Below are 25,707 nucleotides of genomic sequence, written 5' to 3' on the forward strand. Positions count from 1 at the left end.
GGATGACGGCGACATTAAAAGTGGCGGTTATTGCCGGGGAAGTGTCCGGCGATCTTCTGGGCGCAGATCTGATCCGCTCCCTCAAAGCCCGATATCCGGGCTCCGTTGAGCTGATGGGCGTCGGCGGCGAGGCGCTGGAGGCGCAGGGGCTGACCTCGCTGTTCGATTATTCCGAACTTTCCATCATGGGCTTCACGCAAGTCCTGAAAAAGCTGCCGAAACTCATTGCACGCATCAACCAGACTGCGCAGGCGATCATCGCCGCAAAGCCGGATATTCTGCTGATCATTGACAGCCCGGATTTCACGCATCGTGTTGCGAAAAAAGTCCGCAAGCAATTGCCGCATCTGCCGGTCGTCAACTATGTCTGCCCCAGTGTCTGGGCGTGGAAGGAATATCGCGCCACCGCGATGTTGTCCTATGTCGATCACGTTCTTGCCTTGCTGCCTTTTGAGCCGGAGGCGATGCGGCGTCTGGGCGGCCCGCCGACCACCTTTGTCGGCCATCGTCTCAGCGTCGATCCCGATGTGCTGGCGGTGCGGCAAAAGCGGGCGGAACGCCCCCTTCCGGCCAAGGGCGAAGCCAAGACCATTCTTCTGCTGCCCGGGTCGCGCTCCACGGAAACCACGCGGTTGATGGAGCCATTTCGGGAGGCCGCAAAGGCCTTTGTGGAACGCAACGGCCCAACCCGTTTCGTGCTGCCCACCGTGCCGCGTCAGGAAAACCGTATTCGCGAGCTGGCGGCAACATGGCCGGAAGATATAAGGCCTGAAATCGGCATCGATTCCGCCTTCAAATGGAACGCGTTTGCGCTTGCCGATGCGGCAATCGCCGCCTCCGGCACTGTCATTCTCGAACTGGCGCTTGCCGGCGTGCCGACCGTTTCTGTTTATAAGACCGACTGGATTTTCACCATGCTGAGCAAGCGGGTAAAAACCTGGACGGGCGCACTTCCGAACCTGATTGCCGACTACCCGGTTGTGCCGGAATATCTCAACGAGGTGGTGCGGCCAGGGTCCATGCTGCGCTGGGCAGAGCGGCTTGCATCTGACACAACAGAGCGGCGGGCCATGCTTGACGGTTATGCTTTGGTGCAGCAGCGTCTGCACACCGATGTGCCTCCGGGCGAAACCGGTGCTGCCATTCTGCTCGATGTGCTGAACGGCCGCAGACAGCAAGGCTGATACAGGCTTGGCCGTCTTGGCCACCGGTCGAACGTGTTTATCTTACCGAAATACCCAATAAAAAAGGCCGGTGGATTTTCACCCGCCGGCCTTTGATGTTTTGATTGCCGGTTTAGCGCTTGGAAACCGGAACGTAATCGCGCTTGCCGGCGCCCGTGTAGAGCTGGCGCGGACGGCCGATGCGCTGCTGCGGATCTTCGATCATTTCGTTCCACTGTGCGATCCAGCCGACGGTGCGGGCGAGCGCGAAGAGAACGGTGAACATGGTGGTGGGGAAGCCCAGCGCCTTCAGCGTGATGCCGGAATAGAAGTCGACATTCGGGTAGAGCTTCTTTTCAACGAAGTAGGGGTCGGAAAGGGCGATCTTTTCCAGTTCCAGCGCAACCTGCATGATCGGATCGTCAGAATTGCCGGTGGCTTCCAGCACTTCATACATCGTCTTCTGCATGATCTTGGCGCGCGGGTCGTAGTTCTTGTACACGCGGTGGCCAAAGCCCATCAGGCGGAACGGATCGTTCTTGTCCTTGGCGCGGGCGATGTATTCCGGAATACGGTCAACAGAGCCGATTTCGTTCAGCATGTTGAGCGCCGCTTCGTTGGCGCCGCCATGTGCAGGACCCCAGAGGCAGGCGATGCCCGCCGCAATACAGGCGAACGGGTTTGCACCCGAAGAACCGGCAAGACGCACCGTGGAGGTGGAGGCGTTCTGCTCGTGGTCGGCATGCAGGATGAAGATGCGGTCCATGGCGCGGGCCAGAACCGGATCGACCTTGTAATCCTCGCACGGCACCGCAAAGCACATGTGCAGGAAGTTGGAAGCGTAATCCAGATCGTTCTTCGGATAAACGAAGGGCTGGCCGATATGGTACTTATAGGCCATGGCGGCGATCGTCGGCATTTTCGCGATCATGCGCAGCGAAGCGACCATGCGCTGGTGCGGATCGGTAATGTCGGTCGAGTCGTGGTAGAAGGCTGAGAGAGCACCGACCGTGCCGCACATGACGGCCATAGGATGCGCATCGCGACGATAGCCGGTGAAGAAACGGCTCATCTGCTCGTGCACCATGGTGTGGCGCGTAACGCGGGTGTCGAAGTCCTTCTTCTGCGCAGCCGTCGGCAGTTCGCCGTAAAGCAGCAGATAGCAGGTTTCCAGGAAGTCGCCCTGTTCGGCAAGCTGCTCGATCGGGAAGCCGCGGTGAAGGAGAACGCCTTCGTCACCGTCGATATAGGTGATCTTGGATTCGCAGGAGGCCGTCGACGTGAAACCCGGGTCGTAAGTGAAGGAGCCCGTGTGCTTGTAGAGCGTGGCGATATCGACGACGCTTGGTCCAATCGTGCCTTCCCTTACCGGGAGTTCCACCTGCTTTTCGCCAAGTGTCACTGTAGCGCTTTTTTCCGTCATACTGATCCTCCGAGAACATGCGGGTGGAGGCGTTGAGACACGCCTCGCGGTTAAGCGTCTACCGATTAGCTATATGATCCTTGCGCCGATGCCAAGCTATTCGAAGGTCAAATTGTGCATTGCGGCAAACGCAATTACGTTGCTTGCGGCATTATCGGCCATGGCAATTCAATCTCGGTCAACGCTCGGTTAAAGGAAAGGATTGCAATCCTTCCCGCCGCCCTGCAAACCTGTTTCCGGTGCGGTAGGGGCGCGGCGCGGATTGCTTGGTCAAGGGGAAAAAAAGCATCTCGAATATGCCGAAACGTTGCAGGGTGACTTGCCCGGCGCGCATGAAATCCTGTTTCCCGTCCACCGCGCCGGCGATCTTGTGGCTTATGATCTGCCCACCCGTGTTGTCAGGCGCAATCTCAAGGCTGTCATCACCGAAAAAGTTGCCGGCTGCGTCGCCGAGGAACGCGCATTCGGCCATGATTTCCTTTTCGTTCCCGTCTTTATCGGCTGCGGCGCGATCCTGTGGTTTTCCCTTGATGTCACGCCGTCCTTGCCTGCTCTCGCCATCATGTTCCTGCTTGCTGCCGGTCTGGCGCTGTTTAGCCGATACAATAACGGCCTGTCGGCGGCGACCTGCAGCGCTGCCGCTTTTCTTCTGCTGGGCATGCTTCTGGCGGATATTGAAACCCGGCGAGCGGGAACCGTGGTACTGGATACCCCGGTTACAACCACCATCACCGGCACGGTGGTGCGCCGGGAAGTGGATGCGCGCGGCTCCTGGCGATATGTCATTCAGCTGGCTGCGACCGAAGCGCCAGCATTGTCGCGCCCGCCGGCGAGAATCTCGCTGCTGTCCCGTGGCGGAGGCGACCCCGTTGCGCTTGGCGCGACCATTCAAGGCAAGGCACGGCTCTCGCCGCCTTCCGGCCCTGCTTTGCCGGGTCTGAACGACTTCGCCTTCGCTTCCTATTTCAAAGGTATTGGTGCGACCGGATTTTTCTACAAGCCGCCGCAGGCACTCATATCACCAAGGGGCGACATCAAGGTCGAGACGGGCTGGCTGGAATGGGCGGATATGCGGCTCTATGGCCTGCGCAGCGCCATTGCGGAGCGTATCCGCAATGTCATTGGTGGTGACGCCGGAGCCTTCGCCGCGTCCATCGTCACCAATGAGAGACAGGCGATCTCGGCCGATACGATGGAGGCATTGAGGCTTTCCGGCCTTGCCCATATCGTTGCCATATCCGGGCTGAACATGGCACTTGCCGCAGGCATTTTTTTTGTGGGGCTGAGGCTGAGCTTCAGCCTGTTTCCCGCTTTTGCGCAGCGCTGGCCCGTCAAGAAGATTTCGGCTTTCGCGGCACTCTTGATGACGCTCGCTTATTACCTGATTTCCGGTTTCGCCGTCTCCGCCGAGCGCGCCTGGCTGATGATGTCGGTGATGCTGATCGCGGTTCTTTTCGATCAGCCGTCGCTCAGCCTCCGGAATGTCGCTATTTCGGCTCTCATCATCCTTGTCTTTTCGCCATCGGAAATCATGGGGCCGAGTTTCCAGATGTCGTTTGCCGCGACCATCGCGCTCGTATCCACCTATGCCTGGTGGGGCCGCCGGCGCGGCGATCACGAGCGACTGTTGATCGGACGCAGACCGGTATGGATGACGGCGGCGCAAACGGCAGGAACCATCATTGGCGGGGTCATCACCACGTCGCTGATTGGCGGAGTTTCGACGGCGATCTATTCGGCCGAGCATTTCCATCGTGTCACCACCTATGGACTTTTCGCCAATCTGGCTGCCATGCCGCTGATGTCGCTGATCGTCATGCCGTTCGGCCTCCTGGCCATGCTGCTGATGCCGTTCGGGCTTGATGGGCCGTTCCTGAAGATCATGGGTTATGGCATGGCGCTCGTCATCGAAGTCGCCAATGAAGTGGCGTCCTGGGGCGGCAGCGCGGCAACGGGGCGGCCGCATGAGTGGTTCATTGGTCTCGGCTCCGCCGGTTTCCTGCTGCTCACCTTGCTGCGCAGCCCGCTTGCATTGCTTGGTATTCCGCTTCTTGTCTTCGCCTTCGGCCTGTCGGCGGCCACGGCCTATCGCGATGTCCCGGATCTGCTCATTCACGAGGACGGTGAGTTGGTGGCGCTGCTGGAAGACGGCAAGGCCTATACGACAAAAACGCGACCACAGGGCTTCGTATACGGCCAGTGGCAAAGAGCACTCCTGTTGCCGGAACAGCCCGTTCCACCGGTCAATCTCAAAGCGGAGGCCGCAATAACCAGTGTAGGCTTGACCACAAAATCAAAACTTACGCCGGAGGAGATGAGGGAGGTGACACGGCAGATGACGGCAGCGCTGAAAGATGCGGAACCCGGCGTCTTCACCTGCAGCAAAGGCATATGGTGCGTGGCGCGCGCCGGGAGCGGGGAGTGGATCGTCGTTCTGGAAGACGGCCGGTTTGCCGGAAAAGCCTGCGACATCGCCGATATTGTCGTCGTTTCCCGCAGGACCTCGTTTTCACAATGCCGCTCGGGTGCGCTTCTGCTCAACCGCGATATATTGCGGCGCATTGGTTCGGTGGAAATAAACTTTGCCGGGAGCGACCAATCCGCGGTCGTCGGACGGCTGCGCGCGGCGATTGCCGGGGCGGACAGGCCATGGGGCGAGCACCGCTATTACGACTGGAAAACCGACCGTTTCGAATACGAGGTGCCGGAACCGGTCAGGCAGTTGCTGGCGACATCGCAATGAACGCCGCCAGCATGGATATTCAGACCTTCACGCGCAGATCGGCAGTCATTTCACCAATGCCGCCGATTTCCTGCTCATGCGCCGCATCGCGCCAGATCTCCTTCAATCCGGCCTCATACCATTCACGCATGGCGGGCAGGGCCAGCAGCCGGTCGCAATAGGCTTTTGCCGCAGGTGAAAGATCAGCGCCATAGGTCTGGAAACGGAACGCGACCGGGCAGAAGAAAGCATCGACCGCCGTGAATTTCTGACCGGCAAGATAAGGACCGCCGAATTTTGTCAGACCTTCGCTCCACAACGCATCGATGCGCTTTATGTCTGCCGCAAGCCCGGCATCGCCACCCTTCGGCTTGACCCGAATACCGACCGACATGGGATAAAGATTGCGCAGCGAGGAAAAGCCGGCGTGCATTTCACTCGCCGCCGAACGTGACCATGCCCGCGCCTGCTTGTCGCCTGCCCAGACGCCCTTGTGCCGTTCTGCGAGATATTCGGCGATCGACAGCGTTTCCCATATCGTCACGCCATCATCGACAAGGCAGGGCACCTTGCCGGTTGGCGAGAAGCTGGAAAAGGCGACACCTTCGCCAAACGGAACAAGTTTTTCATCAAAGGCGATACCGAGAGTGCGCATCAACACCCACGGCCGCAGTGACCATGAAGAGTAGTTCTTGTTGGCGATGTAAAGATCGTACATGGCTTATCTCCCGGATATGACGCGCATTTCTATACCTGTCGGGGCATGATGGAATATCGAAAATAATCCATGGCACTCATAAATCGCGTTGATGAATGGCAGGGGCTTTGCATCGAGTATCACCATTCGGTGGCAGCGTCAGGCCGGGCACATCCCGCAAGCGTCAACGACTTCACGCGATCAGAAGTCCACGGCGTATGACGCAGTGGTGACAACAGGCCGGCGAGAAGAGCGCGACAAAGATATCCATATGAAACTGGAACTGATCTTTACCAGACGAGACGTATCCGTCTGCGGGAAGAATAAGATTGCCCGAGCCTCACGTAGCCAATCGAACTACGGAATTGCCGTCATCTTCGACAGGCGCCGCCGCATGACGACACCTGTCTCGAGAGGATGACGGCCAAGTCAAATCAATGGTAACGGCGTATAAGCCCGACCAGCTTGCCCTGAATTTTTACCCGATCAGGCCCGAAGATACGGGTTTCATAAGCGGGGTTGGCGGCTTCCAGCGCGATGGAAGCGCCCTTGCGGCGGAACCGCTTCAGCGTCGCTTCCTCGTCATCCACCAGTGCCACGACGATATCGCCCGGATTGGCGGTATTGCTGTTGCGGATGATGACGGTATCGCCGTCGAAAATCCCCGCCTCGATCATCGAATCGCCCTTAACTTCGAGCGCGTAATGTTCACCCGAACCCAGCATGTCCACCGGTACGGCAACATCATGGGTGTTGTTCTGGATGGCGGAAATCGGCACGCCTGCGGCGATGCGGCCCATGACCGGCACCGTGGCAGCACCACCGAGATCGTTGGCGGGCGCCTTGGGCGCAGGTGCGGGTTCCGGTGTCTTCGGTTTGCCGAGGCTGCCTTCGATGACGCTTGGCGAAAAGCCGCGCTGCGGCCTCGCACCCGGCGCATAGGCCTCCGGTAGCTTGATTACTTCCAGCGCCCGTGCCCTGTTAGGTAGCCGGCGAATAAAGCCGCGCTCTTCGAGGGCGGTTATCAGCCGGTGGATGCCGGATTTGGAAGCAAGATCGAGTGCGTCCTTCATTTCATCGAAGGAGGGCGGCACGCCGGACTCTTTCATTCGTTCATGAATGAAGAGAAGCAATTCCTGCTGTTTGCGCGTGAGCATGAGGAAAACACCCTTGAGAATCGTAGTGGAGGTCGCGAAACAAATACAGAACGAACACTATATGTTCCATATGTGTTCCGCAATCCCCTAAAATTTCGTGAAGCTGCTATCTGTTGTTTTGATGATTTGCCTGAAAGCACGAAATTGTGCTTTTCTGCCGTCCGGACTGTTCCGGCATGGCCATGCCGCATGCGACAGTAGGAAGCAGGGAAATGACGAAACCATATCACATCGACCATCTTGTACTGCCTGTCGAGCACATCGACATCGCGGCAAATCGCCTTGGAAACCTGGGATTTACGGTAGCTCCAGTGGCTCTTCATCCGTTCGGCACGCAGAATGCCTGCGTTTTTTTCGCTGACGGCACATATCTGGAGCCTCTCGCAATTGCTAACCCGGCTAACTATAATGCCTCTATTGGTCGCGGAGATGTGTTTACCGGGCGAGATCAGGCCTTCCGGAAACAGGTTGCAGGCGAGGGATTTTCCGCTCTGGTCGCTGCGACACAGGACGCTCGTGGCGATCACGACCGATTCGCAGCCGCAGGCCTCTCGGCCGGCAATGGCTTTGAATTTTCGCGGCCGGTCAAAATGCCGGATGGTTCGCAGAGCGAGGCGGCCTTCCGGCTGGCTTTTGCAGCAGGCGGTTCCGCGGAGGATTTCTTTCTGTTCAGTTGCCAGCGGCTGCAGGCCCTGCCGGGCGACCGCTCAGTGCTGGAGCGCCATGCCAACGGCGTTTCCGGTCTCAGCGAGATCGCCCTGTCTTCCGGTGATGATGCAAATGCGGCGCGGCTGATTGAGACTGTTTTTGGCTGTGATGGCAAAATGTCCCCGGATGGTGATGTGCTTTTCGCAACCGGCAATGCCCGCATAAGATTGACGGGAAAGCCGATCTTCGGCGGACATGCCTTTAATATTCCCGAAGAGGGCGGCGGTGGATTGCGCGGCGCAGGCATTGTCTTTTCCGTTCGCGATCTTGCCGTGACAGAAGCGGTACTTGCTGCTAATGGCGTGTCCAGCACAGAAGCGGCCGGCCGGCTGGTGGTGCCCGCAGCACCCGGTCAGGGCGTTGCCTTCGCCTTCGAGGAAAAATGATGAGCGTTACGAACAATCTCAAAGTCACCGCCGGCGATGGCGCCAGCAAGGTTTCCTTTTCCAATACCGAGCGTTTTTCGCTGATTGCCGGCCCCTGCCAGATGGAAAGCCGCGAACATGCCTTCATGATTGCCGGCGTGCTGAAGGAACTTTGCGACAGCCTGGGCATCGGCCTCGTTTATAAATCCTCCTTCGACAAGGCGAACCGCACGTCGCTTTCCGGCAAGCGCGGCATCGGCCTTGACAGCGCGATGCAGGTTTTTGCCGATCTGAAGAAGGAATATGGTTTTCCTGTTCTGACCGACATTCACACCGAGGAACAATGCGCCGTCGTATCTGAAGTGGTGGATGTGTTGCAGATTCCTGCCTTCCTCAGCCGCCAGACCGATCTTCTCGTCGCCGCCGCCAGGACCGGCCGCGTCATCAACGTCAAGAAGGGCCAGTTTCTGGCGCCCTGGGACATGAAGAACGTGCTGGCCAAGCTGAATGAAAGCGGCAACCCGAATGTGCTCCTGTGCGAGCGCGGCGCCTCCTTCGGTTACAACACGCTGGTCTCCGACATGCGCTCGCTGCCGATCATGGCTTCGCTTGGCGCGCCCGTTGTCTTCGACGCCACCCATTCGGTGCAGCAGCCGGGCGGGCAGGGCGGTTCCACCGGCGGCCAGCGCGAATTCGTCGAGACGCTTTCGCGTGCGGCGGTGGCGGTCGGTGTCGCCGGCCTCTTCATCGAGACCCATGAGGACCCGGACAATGCACCGTCCGACGGTCCCAACATGGTGCACCTGAAGGACATGCCGAAACTGCTGGAAAAGCTTCTGGCCTTCGACGCGATCACCAAAGCCTGAGGCAATGCGTTTCGTTTGTGCCAATCGATTTTAAATGGCGGGCGCTCCGTTTCTGCCGCCCGCCGTCATTGTAATTTCTTCGTCATCGTCTAAGACAGGCGACGGAAAATATCTGTTCCATTCCCAAGGGAGAGACCATGACTGCCATTACCGATATCATCGCGCGCGAAATTCTCGACAGCCGCGGCAACCCGACTGTTGAAGTCGATGTTTACCTCGAAGACGGCTCCATGGGCCGTGCGGCCGTTCCCTCCGGCGCCTCGACCGGCGCGCATGAAGCGGTTGAGCTGCGCGATGGCGGCAAGCGTTATCTCGGCAAGGGCGTGGAAAAGGCGGTTGAAGCCGTCAATACGGAAATCTTCGACGCGATCGGCGGTTTTGACGCTGAAAACCAGATCCAGATCGACCAGATGATGATTGCGCTTGACGGTACGCCGAACAAGTCGCGCATCGGCGCCAACGCCATCCTCGGTGTGTCGCTCGCTGTCGCCAAGGCTGCAGCCGAAGCCTCCGGCCTGCCGCTTTACCGTTATGTCGGTGGCCCGAACGCGCATCTGCTGCCGGTTCCGATGATGAACATCATCAATGGCGGCGCGCATGCCGACAACCCGATCGATTTCCAGGAATTCATGATCCTGCCGGTTGGCGCGGAAAACATCCGTGAAGCCGTGCGCATGGGCTCGGAAGTGTTCCATACGCTCAAAAAAGAACTGTCCGCACAGGGCCACAACACCAATGTCGGCGATGAGGGCGGTTTTGCACCGGGTCTCGAAAGCGCGCCGGCAGCACTCGATTTCATCATGAAGTCGATCGAAAAGGCTGGCTACCGTCCGGGCGACGACATGTTCATCGGTCTTGACTGTGCCGCGACCGAATTCTTCAAGAACGGCAACTACGTTTATGAAGGCGAAGGCAAGACCCGTTCGCCGATCGAGCAGGCCGAATATCTGGCTGAGCTCGTTGCCAAGTATCCGATCATCTCCGTCGAAGACGGCATGGCGGAAGACGACTGGGATGGCTGGAAGGCTCTGACCGATCTCATCGGCAACAAGTGCCAGCTGGTCGGCGACGATCTTTTCGTCACCAACTCCGCCCGCCTTCGCGATGGTATCAAGATGGGTGTCGCAAACTCCATCCTCGTCAAGGTCAACCAGATCGGCTCGCTCTCTGAGACGCTTGATGCGGTTGAGACCGCGCACAAGGCTGGTTACACCGCCGTCATGTCGCACCGTTCGGGCGAGACGGAAGACTCCACCATCGCCGATCTCGCTGTTGCGACGAACTGCGGTCAGATCAAGACCGGCTCGCTTGCCCGTTCCGACCGGCTCGCAAAGTACAACCAGCTGATCCGCATCGAAGAAATGCTGGGTCCGCAGGCTGCCTACGCCGGCCGTTCGATACTGCGCGGCTAATTCCGGCAGTATTGGTTTGTGATGCGGCCCGCCGCCTTGGCGGGCTCATTCAGAGGCGAGCGGTAGCATCCGCATTCCGTCACCCCGGACCTGATCCGGGGTCTAGCGCGATCAAGTCCTTGATCGCGAAAGACTCTCCCCACAGCGCAGACGCGCTGTGGCTGGATGCCGGATCAAGTCCGGCATGACGAGGGTTCTTTTGACGTCGCTGCCGTTCTTAGCCCGCCCTCCGGCGGGCTTTTTTCATGCCCATTTGCCGATCGCAATTTAAGGTCAACGGATAGTTAAACAATCCGGCTTAGTCTCGAGACTCAAAGGTTATGCGTTTTAAGGCTTCTCTGCGGCATGTGGACCAGACATCATAAAAAGAGACGATTCGGCCGTTTGATCGTTCCGGCCATCACGATCGCTTTTCTTTCCTATTTCGGCTATCATTCCATCCATGGCGACTTCGGTCTTCAGGCAACGGAGCGGCTGGAGCGGCAGCGTATTGCCAGAACAGCGGAGCTTGCAAAGCTGACGCAGGCGCGTGTAGCGCTGGAGCGGCAGGTGGAATTGCTGAGCGACGGCTCGCTGGAGCGGGACATGATTGATGAAATTTCCCGTTACCAGCTGAATATGTCCCGTACGGACGAAATTGTCATCATGAACACATATTTCTGATTAACCGAAATCTGGTTAATTTAACATTTGTGATTTATTCACAGCATCTTAGCGTGAATATGTGCCATGCGTTTAAAGCATTGCTGCATGGCATTTTCTTGCATATGGTACGCGCCAATCTATCCATTCAAACGGCAACTCAGGGAGGGATGAATGGCGCCGCGAAAACCAGCGACCGTATCCGGCCGCAAGACCACGGCAAAGGCTGCAACCGAATTCACCGGCAAGAACAGCCCGGACTTCTCGAAGGAAGACGAACTTCACGCCTATCGTGAAATGCTGCTCATCCGCCGTTTCGAGGAAAAGGCCGGCCAGCTCTATGGCATGGGCTTCATCGGTGGTTTCTGTCACCTCTACATTGGCCAGGAGGCCGTCGTGGTCGGCATGCAGATGTCGCAGAAGGAAGGTGATCAGGTCATCACCGCCTATCGTGACCATGGCCACATGCTGGCTCTCGGCATGAGCGCCCGTGGCGTCATGGCCGAGCTGACCGGCCGCAAGGGCGGCCTGTCGAAGGGCAAGGGCGGCTCCATGCATATGTTCTCCAAGGAGAAACATTTCTATGGCGGCCACGGCATCGTCGGCGCACAGGTTTCGCTTGGAACCGGTCTTGCCTTCGCCAACCGTTATCGTGGCAACGACAATGTTTCCGTGACCTATTTCGGTGATGGCGCTGCCAACCAGGGCCAGGTCTATGAGAGCTTCAACATGGCTGCTCTCTGGAAACTGCCGATCATCTATATCGTTGAAAACAACCGTTATGCGATGGGCACCTCGACCGCCCGCGCCACCGCACAGTCGAATTATTCGCTGCGCGGCCAGTCTTTCGGCATTCCCGGCATCCAGGTGGATGGCATGGATGTGCGCGCCGTCAAGGCCGCCGCCGACCAGGCACTGGAATATTGCCGTTCCGGCAAGGGTCCGATCATTCTTGAAATGCTGACCTACCGTTACCGTGGTCACTCCATGTCCGACCCGGCGAAATACCGTTCCAAGGACGAAGTGCAGAAGATGCGCTCCGAACACGACCCGATCGAGCAGGTCAAGGCACGGCTTCTGGAGCAGGGCTGGGCAAGCGAAGACGAACTCAAGGCCATCGACAAGGATGTCCGTGATATCGTCGCCGACAGCGCCGACTTTGCCCAGAACGACCCAGAGCCGGATGCGTCCGAGCTTTACACCGACATTCTGCTCTGATCGGGAAAGGGAACCCCATGCCAGTAGAAATTCTTATGCCCGCCCTTTCCCCGACCATGGAGGAAGGCACGCTTTCCAAATGGCTTAAAAAGGAAGGCGACAAGGTCACATCAGGCGACGTGATTGCCGAAATCGAGACCGACAAGGCGACCATGGAAGTGGAAGCCGTCGATGAAGGCGTCATCGGCAAGTTGCTGATCGATGCCGGCACCGAAGGCGTCAAGGTCAACACGGCGATTGCCGTACTCCTTCAGGAAGGCGAAAGCGCCGACGACATCTCTTCTTCCGCCAAGAAAGAAGAGCCGAAGGCTGAAGCCGCAAATTCCGGTTCTGATGCCGCAGGCGGCAAGACCCGCGAAGCTGCCGAAGAGCCGAGCGCTGCCAAGGAAGCCGCCAAGGTTCCGGCAGCCCCGAAGATCGATGTCGCAGCCGATCCGGATATCCCGGAAGGTACGGAAATGGTGATGACGACGGTGCGTGAAGCACTGCGCGACGCCATGGCCGAAGAGATGCGCGCCGACGAAAAAGTTTTCGTCATGGGTGAAGAAGTCGCCGAATATCAGGGCGCCTACAAGATCACGCAAGGGTTGCTGCAGGAATTCGGCGAGCGCCGCGTCATCGACACCCCGATCACCGAGCATGGTTTTGCCGGTATCGGCGTCGGCGCGGCCATGACTGGCCTGCGCCCCATCGTCGAATTCATGACCTTCAACTTCGCCATGCAGGCGATCGACCAGATCGTCAACTCGGCGGCCAAGACGCTTTACATGTCGGGTGGCCAGATGGGCGCTCCGATGGTGTTCCGTGGTCCGTCCGGTGCTGCTGCCCGCGTTGGCGCGCAGCATTCGCAATGTTACGCCGCATGGTACAGCCATATTCCGGGCCTCAAGGTCGTCATGCCCTACACGGCAGCCGACGCCAAGGGCCTGCTGAAGGCAGCGATCCGCGATCCGAACCCGGTCATTTTCCTGGAAAATGAAATTCTCTACGGTCAGAGCTTCGAAGTGCCGAAGCTCGATGATTTCGTGCTGCCGATCGGCAAGGCGCGCATTCACCGCAAGGGCAAGGATGCGACCATCGTTTCCTTCGGCATCGGCATGACCTATGCGATCAAGGCGGTTGCGGAACTCGAAAAGCTCGGCATCGATGTCGAACTGATCGACCTGCGCACCATCCGTCCGATGGATCTGCCCACCGTCATCGAATCGGTCAAGAAGACCGGCCGTCTGGTCACGGTGGAAGAGGGCTTCCCGCAGTCATCGGTCGGTGACTTCATTGCCAACCAGGTCATGCGCGCCGCTTTCGATTATCTCGATGCGCCAATCCTGACGATTGCCGGCAAGGACGTTCCGATGCCTTACGCGGCAAACCTCGAAAAACTGGCTCTGCCCAACGTCGATGAAGTTGTTCAGGCCGTCAAAACCGTCTGCTACAAATAAGGGGAGATGATTTTGAGTGTCATAAAACAAATCCTCCCGGCAACCGAAAATTGGTACCGTGTTTTAGGTACCAAAGACGCGCCTTTGTTCGAGCGGGTAATCTTCTGGGCCGTCGTCAACGACGGTGATGGCGATGTTGTCGCCGGTGTTCCGCGTGAGGATATCGGCGTTATCGGTGCAGTCGGCGAATGGCTCGTCGACGTTGCCGGATACATCGAGATTACACCGTCACAGGTGGATTGGCTCATGGAACATCCTGAAGACCTGGAAGATTTTAATCTCGTTTGGGGGGAGGCCTAGTCATGCCTATCAACATCACCATGCCTGCCCTTTCTCCCACCATGGAAGAGGGCAATCTGGCCAAGTGGCTGGTCAAGGAAGGCGACAAGGTCGCACCCGGTGACGTGATCGCCGAGATCGAGACCGACAAGGCGACCATGGAAGTGGAAGCCGTGGACGAAGGCACGGTTGCCAAGCTGGTTGTGCCGGCCGGCACCGAAGCCGTCAAGGTCAACGCCCTGATCGCCATCCTCGCCGCCGAAGGCGAGGACGTGGCCGAGGCGGCAAAGGGCGGCGATGCCGCTCCTGCCAAGGCGGAAGCAAAGGCCGAAGCACCGAAGCAGGAAGCCGTTAAGACCGAAGCGCCGAAGGAAGAAGCAGTACCTGCCAAGGCTGAAAAGCCGGCCGCCGATCAGGCGCCCGCGTCTTCCACGCCGGCGCCGGTTGCAAAGTCCGGTGAGCGTATCTTTGCTTCGCCGCTTGCTCGCCGTCTCGCCAAGGAAGCTGGTCTCGACCTCTCGGCCGTCTCCGGTTCCGGCCCACATGGCCGCATCATCAAGACCGACGTGGAAAAGGCTGCCGCTTCCGGCGGTGCAAAGGCTGCGCCGAGCGCCGCCGCGGCATCCGCAGGCACACCGGCTCCGGCCCTTGCCAAGGGTCAGTCGGACGAAGCGGTTCTCAAGCTGTTCGAACAGGGCTCCTACGAGCTTGTGCCGCATGACGGCATGCGCAAGGTCATCGCCAAGCGTCTGGTCGAATCCAAGCAGACGGTTCCGCACTTCTACGTCTCCGTGGATTGCGAACTGGATACGCTTCTGGCACTGCGCGCCCAGCTGAACGCGGCTGCCCCCGAAAAGGACGGCAAGCCCGCCTACAAGCTGTCGGTCAACGACATGGTCATCAAGGCGCTGGCTCTTTCGCTGCGTGATGTACCTGATGCCAACGTCTCCTGGACGGAAAGCGCCATGGTCAAGCACAAGCATTCGGATGTCGGCGTTGCCGTTTCCATTCCGGGTGGCCTGATCACGCCGATCATCCGCAAGGCGGAAGAAAAGTCGCTCTCCACCATCTCCAACGAGATGAAGGACTACGGCAAGCGTGCGAAAGAGCGCAAGCTGAAGCCTGAAGAGTATCAGGGCGGCACGACCGCCGTGTCCAATATGGGCATGATGGGCGTCAAGAGCTTCTCCGCCGTTATCAACCCGCCGCATGCCACCATCCTGGCGGTCGGCGCGGGCGAACAGCGGGCAGTCGTGAAGAACGGCGAGATCAAGATCGCCAACGTCATGACGGTCACGCTTTCCACCGACCACCGCTGCGTCGATGGCGCGCTGGGAGCCGAGCTGATCGGCGCCTTCAAGCGCTACATCGAAAACCCGATGGGCATGCTGGTTTGATCGGAGAGTGACATGGTGAAGTCGGTCCTCTGCTTTGGCGATTCCCTCACATGGGGATCAAATGCGGAAACGGGTGGCCGGCACAGCCATGACGATCTTTGGCCGAGCGTCTTGCAAAAGGCGCTCGGGCCTGACGTGCATGTGATCCACGAAGGGCTGGGCGGTCGCACCACCGCCTATGACGACCACACCGCCGATTGTGACCGCAATGGCGCCAGATTGCTGCCGACGCTGCTGCACAGCCACGCGCCGCTGGATCTGGTCATCATCATGCTCGGCACCAACGACATGAAACCGGCGATCCATGGTTCGGCCATTGTCGCCATGAAGGGTGTCGAGCGGCTGGTGAAACTCACGCGCAACCACGTCTGGCAGGTGCCGGACTGGGAAGCGCCTGACGTTCTGATCGTCGCGCCGCCGCAATTATGCGAAACGGCCAATCCGTTCATGGGCGCGATCTTTCGTGATGCTATCGATGAATCGGCGATGCTGGCTTCCGTCTACAGGGATTTGGCCGACGAACTCGATTGCGGCTTTTTCGATGCCGGGTCCGTTGCCCGCACGACGCCGGTGGATGGCGTTCATCTCGATGCTGAAAACACGCGGGCCATCGGGCGTGGGCTGGAGCCCGTCGTCCGTATGATGCTCGGACTTTGACAATAATTCCGTTTCGGAACGGCGTGCCGTCATCCGAATTAAGACAAGGCAGGATTTCCAATGGCTCAATCTTATGACGTCATCATCATCGGTTCGGGACCGGGCGGTTATATTGCCGCGATCCGCGCCGCCCAGCTCGGCATGAAGGTCGCCGTTGTCGAGCGCGAGCACCTTGCCGGTATCTGCTCCAACTGGGGCTGCATTCCCACCAAGGCTCTGCTGCGTACCGCCGATGTCATGCACACCGCCACCCACGCCAAGGATTATGGCCTGACGCTGGAAGGTTCGATCAAGCCGGATGTGAAGGCAATCGTCGCCCGCTCGCGCGGCATTGCCGCTCGCATGAACAACGGCGTCGGTTTCTTGTTCAAGAAGAACAAGGTCGATATCATCTGGGGTGAAGCCAAGATCACCAAGCCGGGCGAAATCGTCGTTGGCAAATCCACCAAGCCGGTGGTTCAGCCGCAGGGTCCGGTTCCGAAGAACACGCTGGGTGAGGGCACTTACACTGCCAAGCACATCATCGTCGCCACCGGCGCCCGTCCGCGCGCGCTGCCCGGCATCGAGCCGGATGGCAAGCTGATCTGGACTTATTTCGAGGCGATGAAGCCGGAAGAGCTGCCGAAGTCGCTGCTCGTCATGGGTTCGGGCGCCATCGGCATCGAATTCGCCAGCTTCTACCGCACCATGGGCGTTGACGTCACCGTCGTCGAAATCATGAGCCAGGTCATGCCGGTCGAAGATGCGGAAATCTCCGCCTTCGCCAAGAAGCAGCTGGAAAAGCAGGGCATCAAGATTCATCTGGAAACCAAGGTTTCCAAGGTCGAGAAGGCTGCAAACTCCGTCACTGCGACGCTTGAGAAGAAGGACGGTTCTTCCGAGAAGATCACCGCCGACCGGATGATTTCCGCCGTTGGCGTCGTGGCGAATGTCGAAGGCATCGGCCTTGAGGCCGTTGGCGTGAAGACCGATCGCGGCTTCATCGTCATCGACGGTTACGGCAAGACCAACGTGCCTGGCATCTACGCCATCGGTGATGTCGCCGGCCCGCCGCTGCTCGCCCACAAGGCCGAGCATGAGGCCGTCATCTGCGTCGAAAAGATCGCCGGTCTGCCGAATGTCCACCCGATGGACAAGCTCAAGATCCCCGGCTGCACCTATTGCAATCCACAGGTTGCCTCGGTCGGCCTCACCGAAGCCAAGGCCAAGGAACAGGGCCGCGACATCCGCGTCGGCCGCTTCTCCTTTGCGGCAAACGGCAAGGCCGTTGCGCTTGGCGAGGACCAGGGCATGGTCAAGACCATCTTCGACAAGAAGACCGGTGAGCTGCTTGGTGCGCATATGGTCGGTGCGGAAGTCACCGAACTCATTCAGGGCTTCGTCGTCGCCATGAATCTCGAGACGACCGAGGAAGATTTGATGCACACGATCTTCCCGCATCCGACCATTTCGGAATCGATGAAGGAAAGCGTGCTCGACGCCTATGGGCGTGTGCTGAACGCATAAGTGCCGCGTGATGCCCGGCATTGTCTAATCTTGCCGGGTGTCCCATATGTCTCAACGCCGGTTCCCCAAGGGAACTGTTCTTCAGGGAGCGTGGGAATGGAAAGTGTAGGCTGGATTGCAGCAATCATCATCGGCGGTCTCGCCGGCTGGCTTGCGGGCAAGCTCATGGATATGCGCTTCGGCATCTTCATGAACATCATTCTCGGCATTGTCGGCTCGGTTGTCGCCGTCGCCGTCCTTCGCACTCTTGATGTCTTCGTGCAGGACAGCAGGCTCGGTTATTTCGTCACGTCTTTCCTCGGTGCCAGCCTTTTGCTGTTCCTGGCAAAGCTGGTACGGCGCTGAAAATGCTTCGTGACCGGAAAGGGCTTACGCTTTTTCTGGAATTGTTCTAAAGCATCCGGCCAACAGGTGTTTAGATCGCCACAGGCGATGGAAGCAGGTTTTAAATGGTCACTATTCTCGACAGAACGTCGTCCGACGAAAAGCGTATCCGCCATCCGGAAAAGGCGCATCGGCCCGATACCGAGGTCATGCGCAAGCCGGAATGGATCCGCGTCAAGGCGCCGACCTCCAAGGGCTATCACGAGACGCGCGAACTGGTGCGCAGCCACAAGCTGGTAACGGTGTGCGAGGAAGCCGGCTGTCCGAATATCGGCGAATGCTGGGACAAGAAACACGCGACCTTCATGATCATGGGTGAAATCTGCACCCGCGCCTGCGCTTTCTGCAACGTCGCGACCGGCAAGCCCAACGCGCTTGATATGGACGAGCCCGAGAATGTCGCCAAGGCCGTCAAGCAGATGGGCCTTTCGCACGTCGTCATCACCTCGGTGGACCGCGACGATCTCGCCGATGGTGGTGCTGAACATTTCGAAAAGGTCATCTGGGCGATCCGTGCTGCGTCTCCCAACACGACCATCGAAATCCTCACGCCCGACTTCCTGAAGAAGCCCGGTGCGCTGGAGCGTGTCGTGGCCGCCAAGCCCGATGTCTTCAACCACAATATGGAAACCGTTCCGGGCAATTATCTGACGGTCCGTCCCGGTGCGCGCTACTTCCATTCCGTGCGCCTCCTGCAGCGCGTCAAGGAACTGGACCCCACCATGTTCACCAAGTCGGGAATCATGGTTGGCCTCGGTGAAGAGCGTAACGAAGTGCTGCAGCTGATGGACGATCTGCGCAGCGCCGACGTGGACTTCCTGACCATCGGCCAGTACCTGCAGCCGACCCGCAAGCACCACAAGGTCGAGGCCTTCGTGACGCCGGAAGAGTTCAAGTCCTACGAAACCGTTGCCTATACCAAGGGCTTCCTGATGGTCTCCTCCAGCCCGCTGACGCGGTCGTCGCATCATGCCGGCGACGATTTCGAGCGCCTGCGTGCTGCCCGTGAGAAGAAGCTGCTGGCGGCTGCGGAGTAAGTAGGCGTTAGGACGATTGAATTGCGCCCACGTGGTGCAATCTACCTACCTCCGTCATTCCGGCCTTGAGCCGGAATCCTGTGTATTGGATTTGTGCTATGTAGAGTGCGGGCGGAAGGCCGTCGGAATCCTGGTCGTTAGAGACCGCCTGCTGGCTTTTGGACCTCCGCCCGCTCTGATAATCCCAACCTGAACAGTTGATGGAGGCCGTGAGCGCGGACCTCGTAGCACAGGATGAGGCTTGCCATGGTACACCCTGTTTACATCGGATGCGACGTCTCAAAGGCACATCTGGATCTTTTCGATGCCGCAACACAAAAAGCCGTCCGCATCGCCAATACCGGCACCGCCATCGATGAATGGCTTGCCACCCTTGATGGACGCGAGGCGCAGGTCGTTCTGGAGGCGACCGGACGTTATGACCGGCTGTTGTGCTCGGCGCTCGAAAGGTGGCGGCGGCCCTATTGTCGGGTCAATCCGGCCAGGGCCCGCGACTTTGCAAGAGCCACCGGCCAGCTTGCCAAAACCGATACCATCGATGCGCGACTTTTGGCGCGCATGGGCGAAACACTTTCACCACCCGTTACGACACCACCCGACCCGGTCCGTCAGCAGCTGGAAAGCCTGCATACAAGGCGTGATCAGCTTGTTGCCATGCGCCAGCAGGAACGTGCGCGCCTTCATACGGCCGATCCGTCGGAGCGCGACAGCATCGCGCGCCACCTCGGCTGGCTCGATACGGAAATCGCCGCGATCGAACAACAGTGCCAGTTGCTTGTACGGACAAATGTGACGCTGAACGAGCAAAGCACCAGACTTCGCTCGATCCCCGGCATCGGCCAGATCACGGCGTTCACCCTGATGGCCCACATGCCGGAACTGGGCGACAGTTCGCCAGGCAGCATGGCGGCGCTTGCAGGCCTTGCCCCCTTCAATGCCGATAGCGGCATTCATCGCGGCCAGCGCCATATCCGCGCCGGACGAAAGCGCGTGCGCGATGCCCTCTATATGGCGGCGCTGGTGGCCTACCGGCTAAAGTCGCCCTTCGCCCGCATGGTTCAAGCCATGCAGGCCAAAGGCAAACCGTTCAAGGTCATGATCATCGCCATCGCCCGCAAACTGCTCGTCATTGCAAATGCCATTCTCAGGGATAAAACCACATTCGAAGCAGCTTAAAACAACATGCATTAATACAGTTGCCAGCCGACGCGCGTCTGCGCGGCTGGGAGAGTCTTTTCAGCCCAAGGACTTGGGCTGGCTGGATACCGGCTCAGGGCCGGTATGACGGAAGAAGAATGTCCAGAAAGCCCCACCATCCCACTTAGGCCACAACTTTCTCAGGCCGGTGCGCCCGCATGCACAGCACGACGCTCAACACCACCGAACAGATCGCCACGATCTCGACAATGGTCGGCCCGCGTCCTTCCCATAAAAACCCGTAAAGCAGCGCAAACAGCGTCTCGAACAGGATCATCTGTCCGACCAGGGTGAGTGGCAGCATGCGGCTCATGCGGTTCCAGAATGCATTGCCGAGAATGGAGGCGGTGAAACCGAGGCCAGCGGCGATGGCGGCGAAATGCAGCCAGTCTCCCGTATTGTGGCTTTCTCCGCCAAAGCCGAAGGCCGGAATGGCGAGTAGCAGCGCAAGCCCGCCGGTCACGACCCCGGTCATCATGTTCCAGTCATCGGCGCTGACATCGTGAAGACTAGACAGCCAGCGGGCATTGCCGACAGCAAAGGCCGTCCAGGAGGCCAGCGCGCCCAGAGCACAGGCAAGACCGATGACGCGGGAGACATCCAGCCCCGCATCATTTTCCGTCAGCGACTGCCAGGAAATGCCGATAATGCCGATTGCGCCGAAGACAAGCGATGGCCACAGCCGCTTCAGCGACACCGCGCCATGGTCACGACTGCCGATAATGGTAACGGCGACGGGCAGGAAGCCGATGATGATCGAAGTGAAAGCAACGCCGCTCAGCTTCACCGCCGTTGATATGAAGACATAATAGGCGATATTGCCGATCATGCTCAGCCAGCCGAGCGCAAACCATTCCCGCGCGCCGAAATGCGCCGATACCCGTTTCAGGCGCGGCCCGATGATGATGAGGGAAATCAGCCCATAGGTGAGATAACGCGCCGTCGATAATTGCAGGGCCGAAAAATCAGGCACGAGTTTCGGAGCGAGAAAGATGCCACCCCAGAGCGCGCCCGCCAGCACGCCGTAAAAAACACCGAGACCCGTTTTGTTGTTCATGTCATGTCACATCCGCATTCACATTTGCCTGCGATGTGCCACAGGCCTTTGCGGCTGTCTTGACAAAAACTCCTGAGGATTTGTCCGCCGCAATGATTGGGGGGCAGAGGGTTGTCTGTTTATAGCGGGCGGAGGGCGCGTGTGGTTTACCCCCCTCTGCCCTGCCGGGCATCTCCCCCACAAGGGGGGAGATCGATCTGTGGCAACGTCTCGCCCATCTTGACGTTCGAGAATGAGGCGGCGGGAGTACGTCTTGCCGATCTCCCCCCTTGTGGGGGAGATGCCCGGCAGGGCAGAGGGGGTAAACCACACCCACCTCGATCCACTATGACCGCACAACCTCCTGAAAGCTCAAATCTAATGGATGCCGCGGTTCCGGCGATAGGTGGCCGGCGTTTCACCCACCGCATTGCGCATGGCGCGGGTCAGCGCCGTCTGGTCGGAAAAACCGGCCCTGAGCGCGATTTCGGCAATCGGCAGGCTGGATTGGTTGAGGAGCGTGCAAACCTTGTCCATCCGCAACCCGGCAAGCCAGCGGTGAGGCGGGAAACCGAATTCTTCGAGAAACAACGCGTGCAGGCGGCTGTCGCTGATCGTCACGCAGGCCGCCAGCATGTCGATCGTCCAGGGAAAGAACGGCTCCGCCCCGACAACTGCGCTGAGTTTGCGCAGGCGCTGGCGAATATCGGCTTTTTCAGGCGCGAGGCTGTCCACCAGCAGGGGCGCCCAGAGAGCGGCGATATCGTCGCGCCGGCCATCGGTTTTGATGAGGCTGCGCATATAGGCGATCAATTGCCGTGTATCAGGCGCAATATCGAGAAACGGCACGCGGGAGAATCTCTCCAGCGTCTGTTCGGAAACGGCACTTTCATCGATATCGACCACCAGCGAATGGTTGATTACCGTCGCTTCCTGCGTATGTGGCGCATCACGGTGGATGAAGACGCCGCGCCCGATCGACAGTTCGTCCTGCCGTCCGCCCACATCAATCCGCAGGCAGCCGGAGACTGGAAGAACGATCTGCACGAAACCGTGCCGTTCCCTAGGTCTTTCCTGCCGGTAGGTTCTGATATCTGCCGATGCGACTGTCATGACGCTGTCGTTTCCATTGTGCAAAGAAATGGCCGCCTCGAAAAAAAGCGGCCAGTTTCATTGTCTGATTATGACATTGTCTTGAAGGTTGGGCCAGCCGGCTTTATCGGTGGGCCATACGAAACGGCAATTAACAGTCTTCCTTGGCGGTCGATTCGCCGCGTTTGCGCTTGCGCAGAACCGGCTTGTTCTCTCTCGCCTCGCATTTTGCAACGTCGATAAGGTAGGCAAGCACGGGCATGCCGTTCATCGATGCGAGTTGCTTGGCGGATTCGAGAAGGTTGATGATGTTGGAAAAATCGTCCATCGGCTCACTCAGTGGCTCAAAGCGGTTATGTATCGGGTCTGAACCCAAAGATGAATACGCGTGGGAAAAACGGGAGCGCCCGGCGCGTTTGCATCCAGTGGGTGTAATATTAGTGGCAAATAAATAGCAATCCCTGTGAGGGGGTTGCAATAGTCAATTTTCCGTAACTGCCATGCGCGACGACAATATCGCTTGAATGCGGGTGTTCTTGCGTCAGGCAATTTTCCGGTCATGACGAGGGTATAGGATGCCGAACTATCTCGAGACAGTGGAAGACGCGGCTGCAATCATCGTTCGGGCGCAACGCATCATGGTCGTTGGCTGCTCCGGGGGCGGCAAGTCGACGCTCTCGCAGAAACTCGCGCGCAAGTTCGGGCTTCGTTATATCTCCATGGATCGCGAAATTTTCTGGCTGCCCGGCTGGCAGTTGCGCCCGCGCGAAGAACAGCGGCGGAGGATAGCCGCCATGGTCATGGAGGAGCGCTGGTTGATGGATGGCAGCAATCCGTCGTCGTTTGATATGCGCATGCCGCGCTCTCACATCGTGCTCTGGGTGAGAATGCCGCGCTGGCTCTGCCTGTGGGGCGCCATCAGCCGGGCGATCAGGGGTTATGGCAAGGCACGGCCGGAAATGGCGGAGGGATGTCCGGAAAGGATAGACGCCGATTTCCTGCGTTATATCTGGAACTTCGAGCGCCGCCATACTCCGATTTTCGAGCAGAATTTCGCTCTTTATGGTCAGGATGTGCCGGTATTCCAGCTGAAAAGCCGAAAACAGTTTCGCCGCCTTCTTGATCTTCTTGTTATCGGCGATTAACTGCCGCTTATGCCCCAGTTCGAAACGCATCGCCACGTCAAACACTCACCCGACCGCATGTACGACCTTGTCGCCGATGTGGAGAAATATCCGGAGTTTCTGCCCCTTTGCGAAGGGCTTACCGTTCGCTCGCGCAAGGAGCGGGATGGCAAGGTGCTGCTGGTGGCGGATATGACGGTGGGCTACAAGGCCATTCGCGAGACCTTCACCACGCAGGTGCTGCTGAACCCGGCCGAGCGCGCCATCGATGTAAAATATATTGATGGGCCGTTTAAATATCTCGACAATCGCTGGCGTTTCGAAGAATCGAAAGATGGTGGCTCGGCCATTCATTTCTTCATCGATTATGAATTCAAGAGCCGGTTGCTCGGCGCCGTCATGGGGTCGATGTTTGATCGGGCCTTCCGCATGTTCGCCGAAGCCTTCGAGACCCGCGCGGACAAGATTTACGCCGACCCGACCTGACTGAGGGCGACAAGCATCTCAAGTGCGGTTCTGACGGTTGCCAGCCGGATTTCGGTGCGGCCGATCTCGCCGTAACGCATTTCATGATGCAGGATTTTGCCGCTGCGTGCCTTGGCGGCCAGATGCACCAGGCCAACGGGTTTGTCGGGGGAACCGCCTCCAGGGCCGGCAATGCCGGTCACGGCCACGGCAAAATCTGCGCGCGAGCGGAACAGTGCGCCATGCGCCATCTGCAGCGCCGTCTGCCGGGATACCGCGCCGAAGGTCGTCAGCGTCTCGGCGCCAACCCCCAGCATGTCCATCTTGGCCTGGTTCGTATAGGTGACGAAACCGCGATCAACGACGGCGGAAGAGCCGGCAATTTCGGTCAGCGAACCGGCGATCAGGCCGCCCGTGCAGCTTTCGGCGGTCGAGACCATGAAGCCACGCGCGGTGAAATCGGAGATGATCCGCTGCGCCAGTTCTTCTATGTCAGCGGGAAAAAGGCTCATTGTGGTCTGCCCCTGTAAACGACGGTAGCGGTGGCGATGGCCGCAATGCCTTCCCGGCGGCCGACAAAGCCGATGGTTTCATTGGTTGTCGCTTTCACCGAGCAGCGCTCCAGCGCAATGCCGAGCATATCCGAGAGCGCTTCGCGCATGGCCTGGCGGTGCGGGCCGATGCGCGGCGCTTCGGCGATCAGTGAAACATCGGCATTCATGATCGTGCCGCCATTGTCGCGCACCACCTTGGCCGCATGTTCGAGGAAGATGCGTGAGGCTGCACCCTTCCATTGCGGATCGGATGGCGGGAAGTGATCGCCGATATCGCCCGCACCACAGGTGGCGAGCAGCGCGTCCGTCAACGCATGCAGCGCCACATCGGCATCCGAATGGCCTTTGAGTTTCTGGTCGTGTTCGATGAACACGCCGCAAAGCGTCACGCCATCCCCGGCCTCCAGCTGGTGCACGTCGTAGCCATTGCCGGTGCGCACGTCGGGCAATGCATGAGAGAGCTTTTCATCAGCCATGGTGATATCCCGCTTGAGAGTGAGTTTGACATTGTCGACCGAACCTTCGGTCAGCGTCACCGGCAGTCCCGCCCATTCGGCAATCGACGCATCGTCGGTAAAATCGGTCTTTCCGGAAGCGGCAGCGGCGCGGTGTGCGGTGAGAATATCGCCAAAGCCGAAGCTTTGCGGGGTCTGCGCCGCATAAAGCCCCTGCCGGGAAACCGTTTCCACGACACGATCATCTGACCCGCGCTTCAGCGTATCGGTGACGGGCAGGGCGGGCAGAACGCCGACAGCACCTTCCCGGTGCAGCGTCACGATACGCTCCAGCATCTCGGCGGCGACGAAAGGCCGCACCGCATCATGGATCATGACATGGCTCAGATCGTGCGAGGAAAGCACCTCAAGCCCGGCCAGCACCGATTGCTGGCGCGTTGCGCCGCCGGTCACCGTGATGATCCGCTCGCCGGCATCAACCCGCTCAAGGATCGGTGACAACAGTGCGGCATCGTCGGCATGGCTGACGATCACGATCGGGCAGGTGCCGTCCCAGTCAAGAAAGGTCGACAATGTATGCTCGATCACGGCCTTGCCGCCGATCGGGCGATATTGTTTTGGCCCCTCCTCGGGGGAGCCTGCCCTTTCACCGCGTCCGGCGGCGACGATGACGATGCCGAGTTTCATAGTACTTTCCTGCATTGGTCATATG

25 protein-coding genes are annotated in these 25,707 nt (G+C 59.0%); 17 read left to right on the forward strand and 8 right to left on the reverse strand.

The window, feature by feature from the left end; translation table 11 throughout:
- Positions 1-2: 2 nt before the first annotated feature.
- Positions 3-1,184 (forward strand): lipid-A-disaccharide synthase, encoded by a 1,182-nt coding sequence (lpxB, locus tag QSV77_RS05130; RefSeq protein ID WP_269697886.1) that lies wholly within the window; start codon positions 3-5, stop codon positions 1,182-1,184.
- A gap of 112 nt (positions 1,185-1,296) precedes the next feature.
- Here lpxB and gltA read toward each other — a convergent pair whose 3' ends face one another.
- Positions 1,297-2,586, reverse strand: a complete 1,290-nt coding sequence (gene gltA, locus QSV77_RS05135) for a citrate synthase (protein WP_006312523.1) — start codon at positions 2,584-2,586, stop codon at positions 1,297-1,299.
- A 262-nt stretch (positions 2,587-2,848) separates the two neighbouring features.
- Here gltA and QSV77_RS05140 point away from each other — a divergent pair, with 262 nt between their 5' ends.
- Positions 2,849-5,329 (forward strand): ComEC/Rec2 family competence protein, encoded by a 2,481-nt coding sequence (locus QSV77_RS05140; protein ID WP_302732722.1) that lies wholly within the window; start codon positions 2,849-2,851, stop codon positions 5,327-5,329.
- Positions 5,330-5,348: 19 nt separating this feature from the next.
- Here QSV77_RS05140 and QSV77_RS05145 read toward each other — a convergent pair whose 3' ends face one another.
- Positions 5,349-6,026, reverse strand: a complete 678-nt coding sequence (locus tag QSV77_RS05145) for a glutathione S-transferase family protein (protein ID WP_302732723.1) — start codon at positions 6,024-6,026, stop codon at positions 5,349-5,351.
- A gap of 413 nt (positions 6,027-6,439) precedes the next feature.
- Positions 6,440-7,162 (reverse strand): transcriptional repressor LexA, encoded by a 723-nt coding sequence (gene lexA / locus QSV77_RS05150; RefSeq protein WP_302732725.1) that lies wholly within the window; start codon positions 7,160-7,162, stop codon positions 6,440-6,442.
- Between the two features lie 212 nt (positions 7,163-7,374).
- On the opposite strand from lexA, the gene QSV77_RS05155 reads away from it, so the two are divergent.
- The 13 genes from QSV77_RS05155 to QSV77_RS05215 all read left to right on the forward strand — a co-directional run bounded on the left by QSV77_RS05155 (position 7,375) and on the right by QSV77_RS05215 (position 20,248).
- On the forward strand, positions 7,375-8,256 hold the full coding sequence (locus QSV77_RS05155) for a VOC family protein (RefSeq protein WP_302732726.1): 882 nt from the start codon (positions 7,375-7,377) through the stop codon (positions 8,254-8,256).
- Positions 8,256-9,101, forward strand: a complete 846-nt coding sequence (kdsA, locus tag QSV77_RS05160) for a 3-deoxy-8-phosphooctulonate synthase (protein WP_302732727.1) — start codon at positions 8,256-8,258, stop codon at positions 9,099-9,101. Before QSV77_RS05155 ends, kdsA begins: the two co-directional genes overlap by 1 nt.
- A gap of 137 nt (positions 9,102-9,238) precedes the next feature.
- A complete protein-coding gene (gene eno, locus QSV77_RS05165; RefSeq protein WP_003512870.1) occupies positions 9,239-10,513 on the forward strand; it encodes a phosphopyruvate hydratase in 1,275 nt (424 codons plus the stop codon).
- Between the two features lie 345 nt (positions 10,514-10,858).
- The gene (locus QSV77_RS05170; protein WP_003512872.1) at positions 10,859-11,176 is read left to right on the forward strand and encodes a septum formation initiator family protein; all 318 of its coding nucleotides are present in this window, start codon (positions 10,859-10,861) and stop codon (positions 11,174-11,176) included.
- Positions 11,177-11,329: 153 nt separating this feature from the next.
- On the forward strand, positions 11,330-12,373 hold the full coding sequence (gene pdhA / locus QSV77_RS05175; protein ID WP_046800221.1) for a pyruvate dehydrogenase (acetyl-transferring) E1 component subunit alpha: 1,044 nt from the start codon (positions 11,330-11,332) through the stop codon (positions 12,371-12,373).
- Positions 12,374-12,390: 17 nt separating this feature from the next.
- Positions 12,391-13,812, forward strand: a complete 1,422-nt coding sequence (locus QSV77_RS05180) for a pyruvate dehydrogenase complex E1 component subunit beta (protein ID WP_302732728.1) — start codon at positions 12,391-12,393, stop codon at positions 13,810-13,812.
- Between the two features lie 12 nt (positions 13,813-13,824).
- Positions 13,825-14,112 (forward strand): hypothetical protein, encoded by a 288-nt coding sequence (locus QSV77_RS05185; RefSeq protein WP_161991186.1) that lies wholly within the window; start codon positions 13,825-13,827, stop codon positions 14,110-14,112.
- 2 nt (positions 14,113-14,114) lie between these two features.
- A complete protein-coding gene (locus tag QSV77_RS05190; RefSeq protein ID WP_302732729.1) occupies positions 14,115-15,488 on the forward strand; it encodes a pyruvate dehydrogenase complex dihydrolipoamide acetyltransferase in 1,374 nt (457 codons plus the stop codon).
- 12 nt (positions 15,489-15,500) lie between these two features.
- Positions 15,501-16,145, forward strand: a complete 645-nt coding sequence (locus QSV77_RS05195) for an SGNH/GDSL hydrolase family protein (RefSeq protein ID WP_052818476.1) — start codon at positions 15,501-15,503, stop codon at positions 16,143-16,145.
- A 60-nt stretch (positions 16,146-16,205) separates the two neighbouring features.
- Positions 16,206-17,651, forward strand: coding sequence for a dihydrolipoyl dehydrogenase (gene lpdA, locus QSV77_RS05200; protein WP_046800216.1), 1,446 nt, complete (start codon positions 16,206-16,208; stop codon positions 17,649-17,651).
- A 96-nt stretch (positions 17,652-17,747) separates the two neighbouring features.
- Positions 17,748-17,996, forward strand: coding sequence for a GlsB/YeaQ/YmgE family stress response membrane protein (locus QSV77_RS05205; RefSeq protein ID WP_065115534.1), 249 nt, complete (start codon positions 17,748-17,750; stop codon positions 17,994-17,996).
- 104 nt (positions 17,997-18,100) lie between these two features.
- On the forward strand, positions 18,101-19,072 hold the full coding sequence (lipA, locus tag QSV77_RS05210) for a lipoyl synthase (RefSeq protein WP_142839703.1): 972 nt from the start codon (positions 18,101-18,103) through the stop codon (positions 19,070-19,072).
- Between the two features lie 246 nt (positions 19,073-19,318).
- Entirely contained in the window at positions 19,319-20,248 is a 930-nt protein-coding gene (locus QSV77_RS05215; RefSeq protein ID WP_302732404.1) for an IS110 family transposase, read from the forward strand.
- A 145-nt stretch (positions 20,249-20,393) separates the two neighbouring features.
- Here QSV77_RS05215 and QSV77_RS05220 read toward each other — a convergent pair whose 3' ends face one another.
- The 3 genes from QSV77_RS05220 to QSV77_RS05230 form a co-directional block, all read right to left on the reverse strand.
- Positions 20,394-21,326, reverse strand: coding sequence for a DMT family transporter (locus tag QSV77_RS05220; protein ID WP_302732730.1), 933 nt, complete (start codon positions 21,324-21,326; stop codon positions 20,394-20,396).
- A gap of 357 nt (positions 21,327-21,683) precedes the next feature.
- A complete protein-coding gene (locus QSV77_RS05225) occupies positions 21,684-22,418 on the reverse strand; it encodes an AraC family transcriptional regulator (protein ID WP_302732731.1) in 735 nt (244 codons plus the stop codon).
- Positions 22,419-22,548: 130 nt separating this feature from the next.
- Entirely contained in the window at positions 22,549-22,725 is a 177-nt protein-coding gene (locus QSV77_RS05230; RefSeq protein ID WP_003496171.1) for a hypothetical protein, read from the reverse strand.
- A gap of 247 nt (positions 22,726-22,972) precedes the next feature.
- Between QSV77_RS05230 and QSV77_RS05235 the strand changes: the two genes are divergently transcribed.
- Both QSV77_RS05235 and QSV77_RS05240 read left to right on the forward strand, forming a co-directional pair.
- Complete coding sequence (locus QSV77_RS05235) at positions 22,973-23,542, forward strand: AAA family ATPase (protein WP_302732732.1); 570 nt, start codon at positions 22,973-22,975, stop codon at positions 23,540-23,542.
- 9 nt (positions 23,543-23,551) lie between these two features.
- Positions 23,552-24,007 carry a type II toxin-antitoxin system RatA family toxin gene (locus tag QSV77_RS05240; RefSeq protein ID WP_142839707.1) on the forward strand — a complete coding sequence of 152 codons (456 nt, stop codon included), beginning with the start codon at positions 23,552-23,554 and terminating at the stop codon, positions 24,005-24,007.
- Here QSV77_RS05240 and QSV77_RS05245 read toward each other — a convergent pair.
- Both QSV77_RS05245 and QSV77_RS05250 read right to left on the reverse strand, forming a co-directional pair.
- Positions 23,989-24,498: a CinA family protein gene (locus QSV77_RS05245; RefSeq protein WP_302732733.1), complete on the reverse strand. Its 510-nt coding sequence runs from the start codon at positions 24,496-24,498 to the stop codon at positions 23,989-23,991. The two genes, QSV77_RS05240 and QSV77_RS05245, sit on opposite strands and share 19 nt — an antisense overlap.
- Complete coding sequence (locus QSV77_RS05250; RefSeq protein ID WP_302733888.1) at positions 24,495-25,682, reverse strand: bifunctional 2-C-methyl-D-erythritol 4-phosphate cytidylyltransferase/2-C-methyl-D-erythritol 2,4-cyclodiphosphate synthase; 1,188 nt, start codon at positions 25,680-25,682, stop codon at positions 24,495-24,497. Before QSV77_RS05250 ends, QSV77_RS05245 begins: the two co-directional genes overlap by 4 nt.
- Positions 25,683-25,707 lie beyond the last annotated feature (25 nt).

The sequence above is a fragment of the Agrobacterium sp. V1 genome, assembly GCF_030518355.1.
Classification (GTDB): Bacteria; Pseudomonadota; Alphaproteobacteria; order Rhizobiales; family Rhizobiaceae; genus Agrobacterium; species Agrobacterium cucumeris.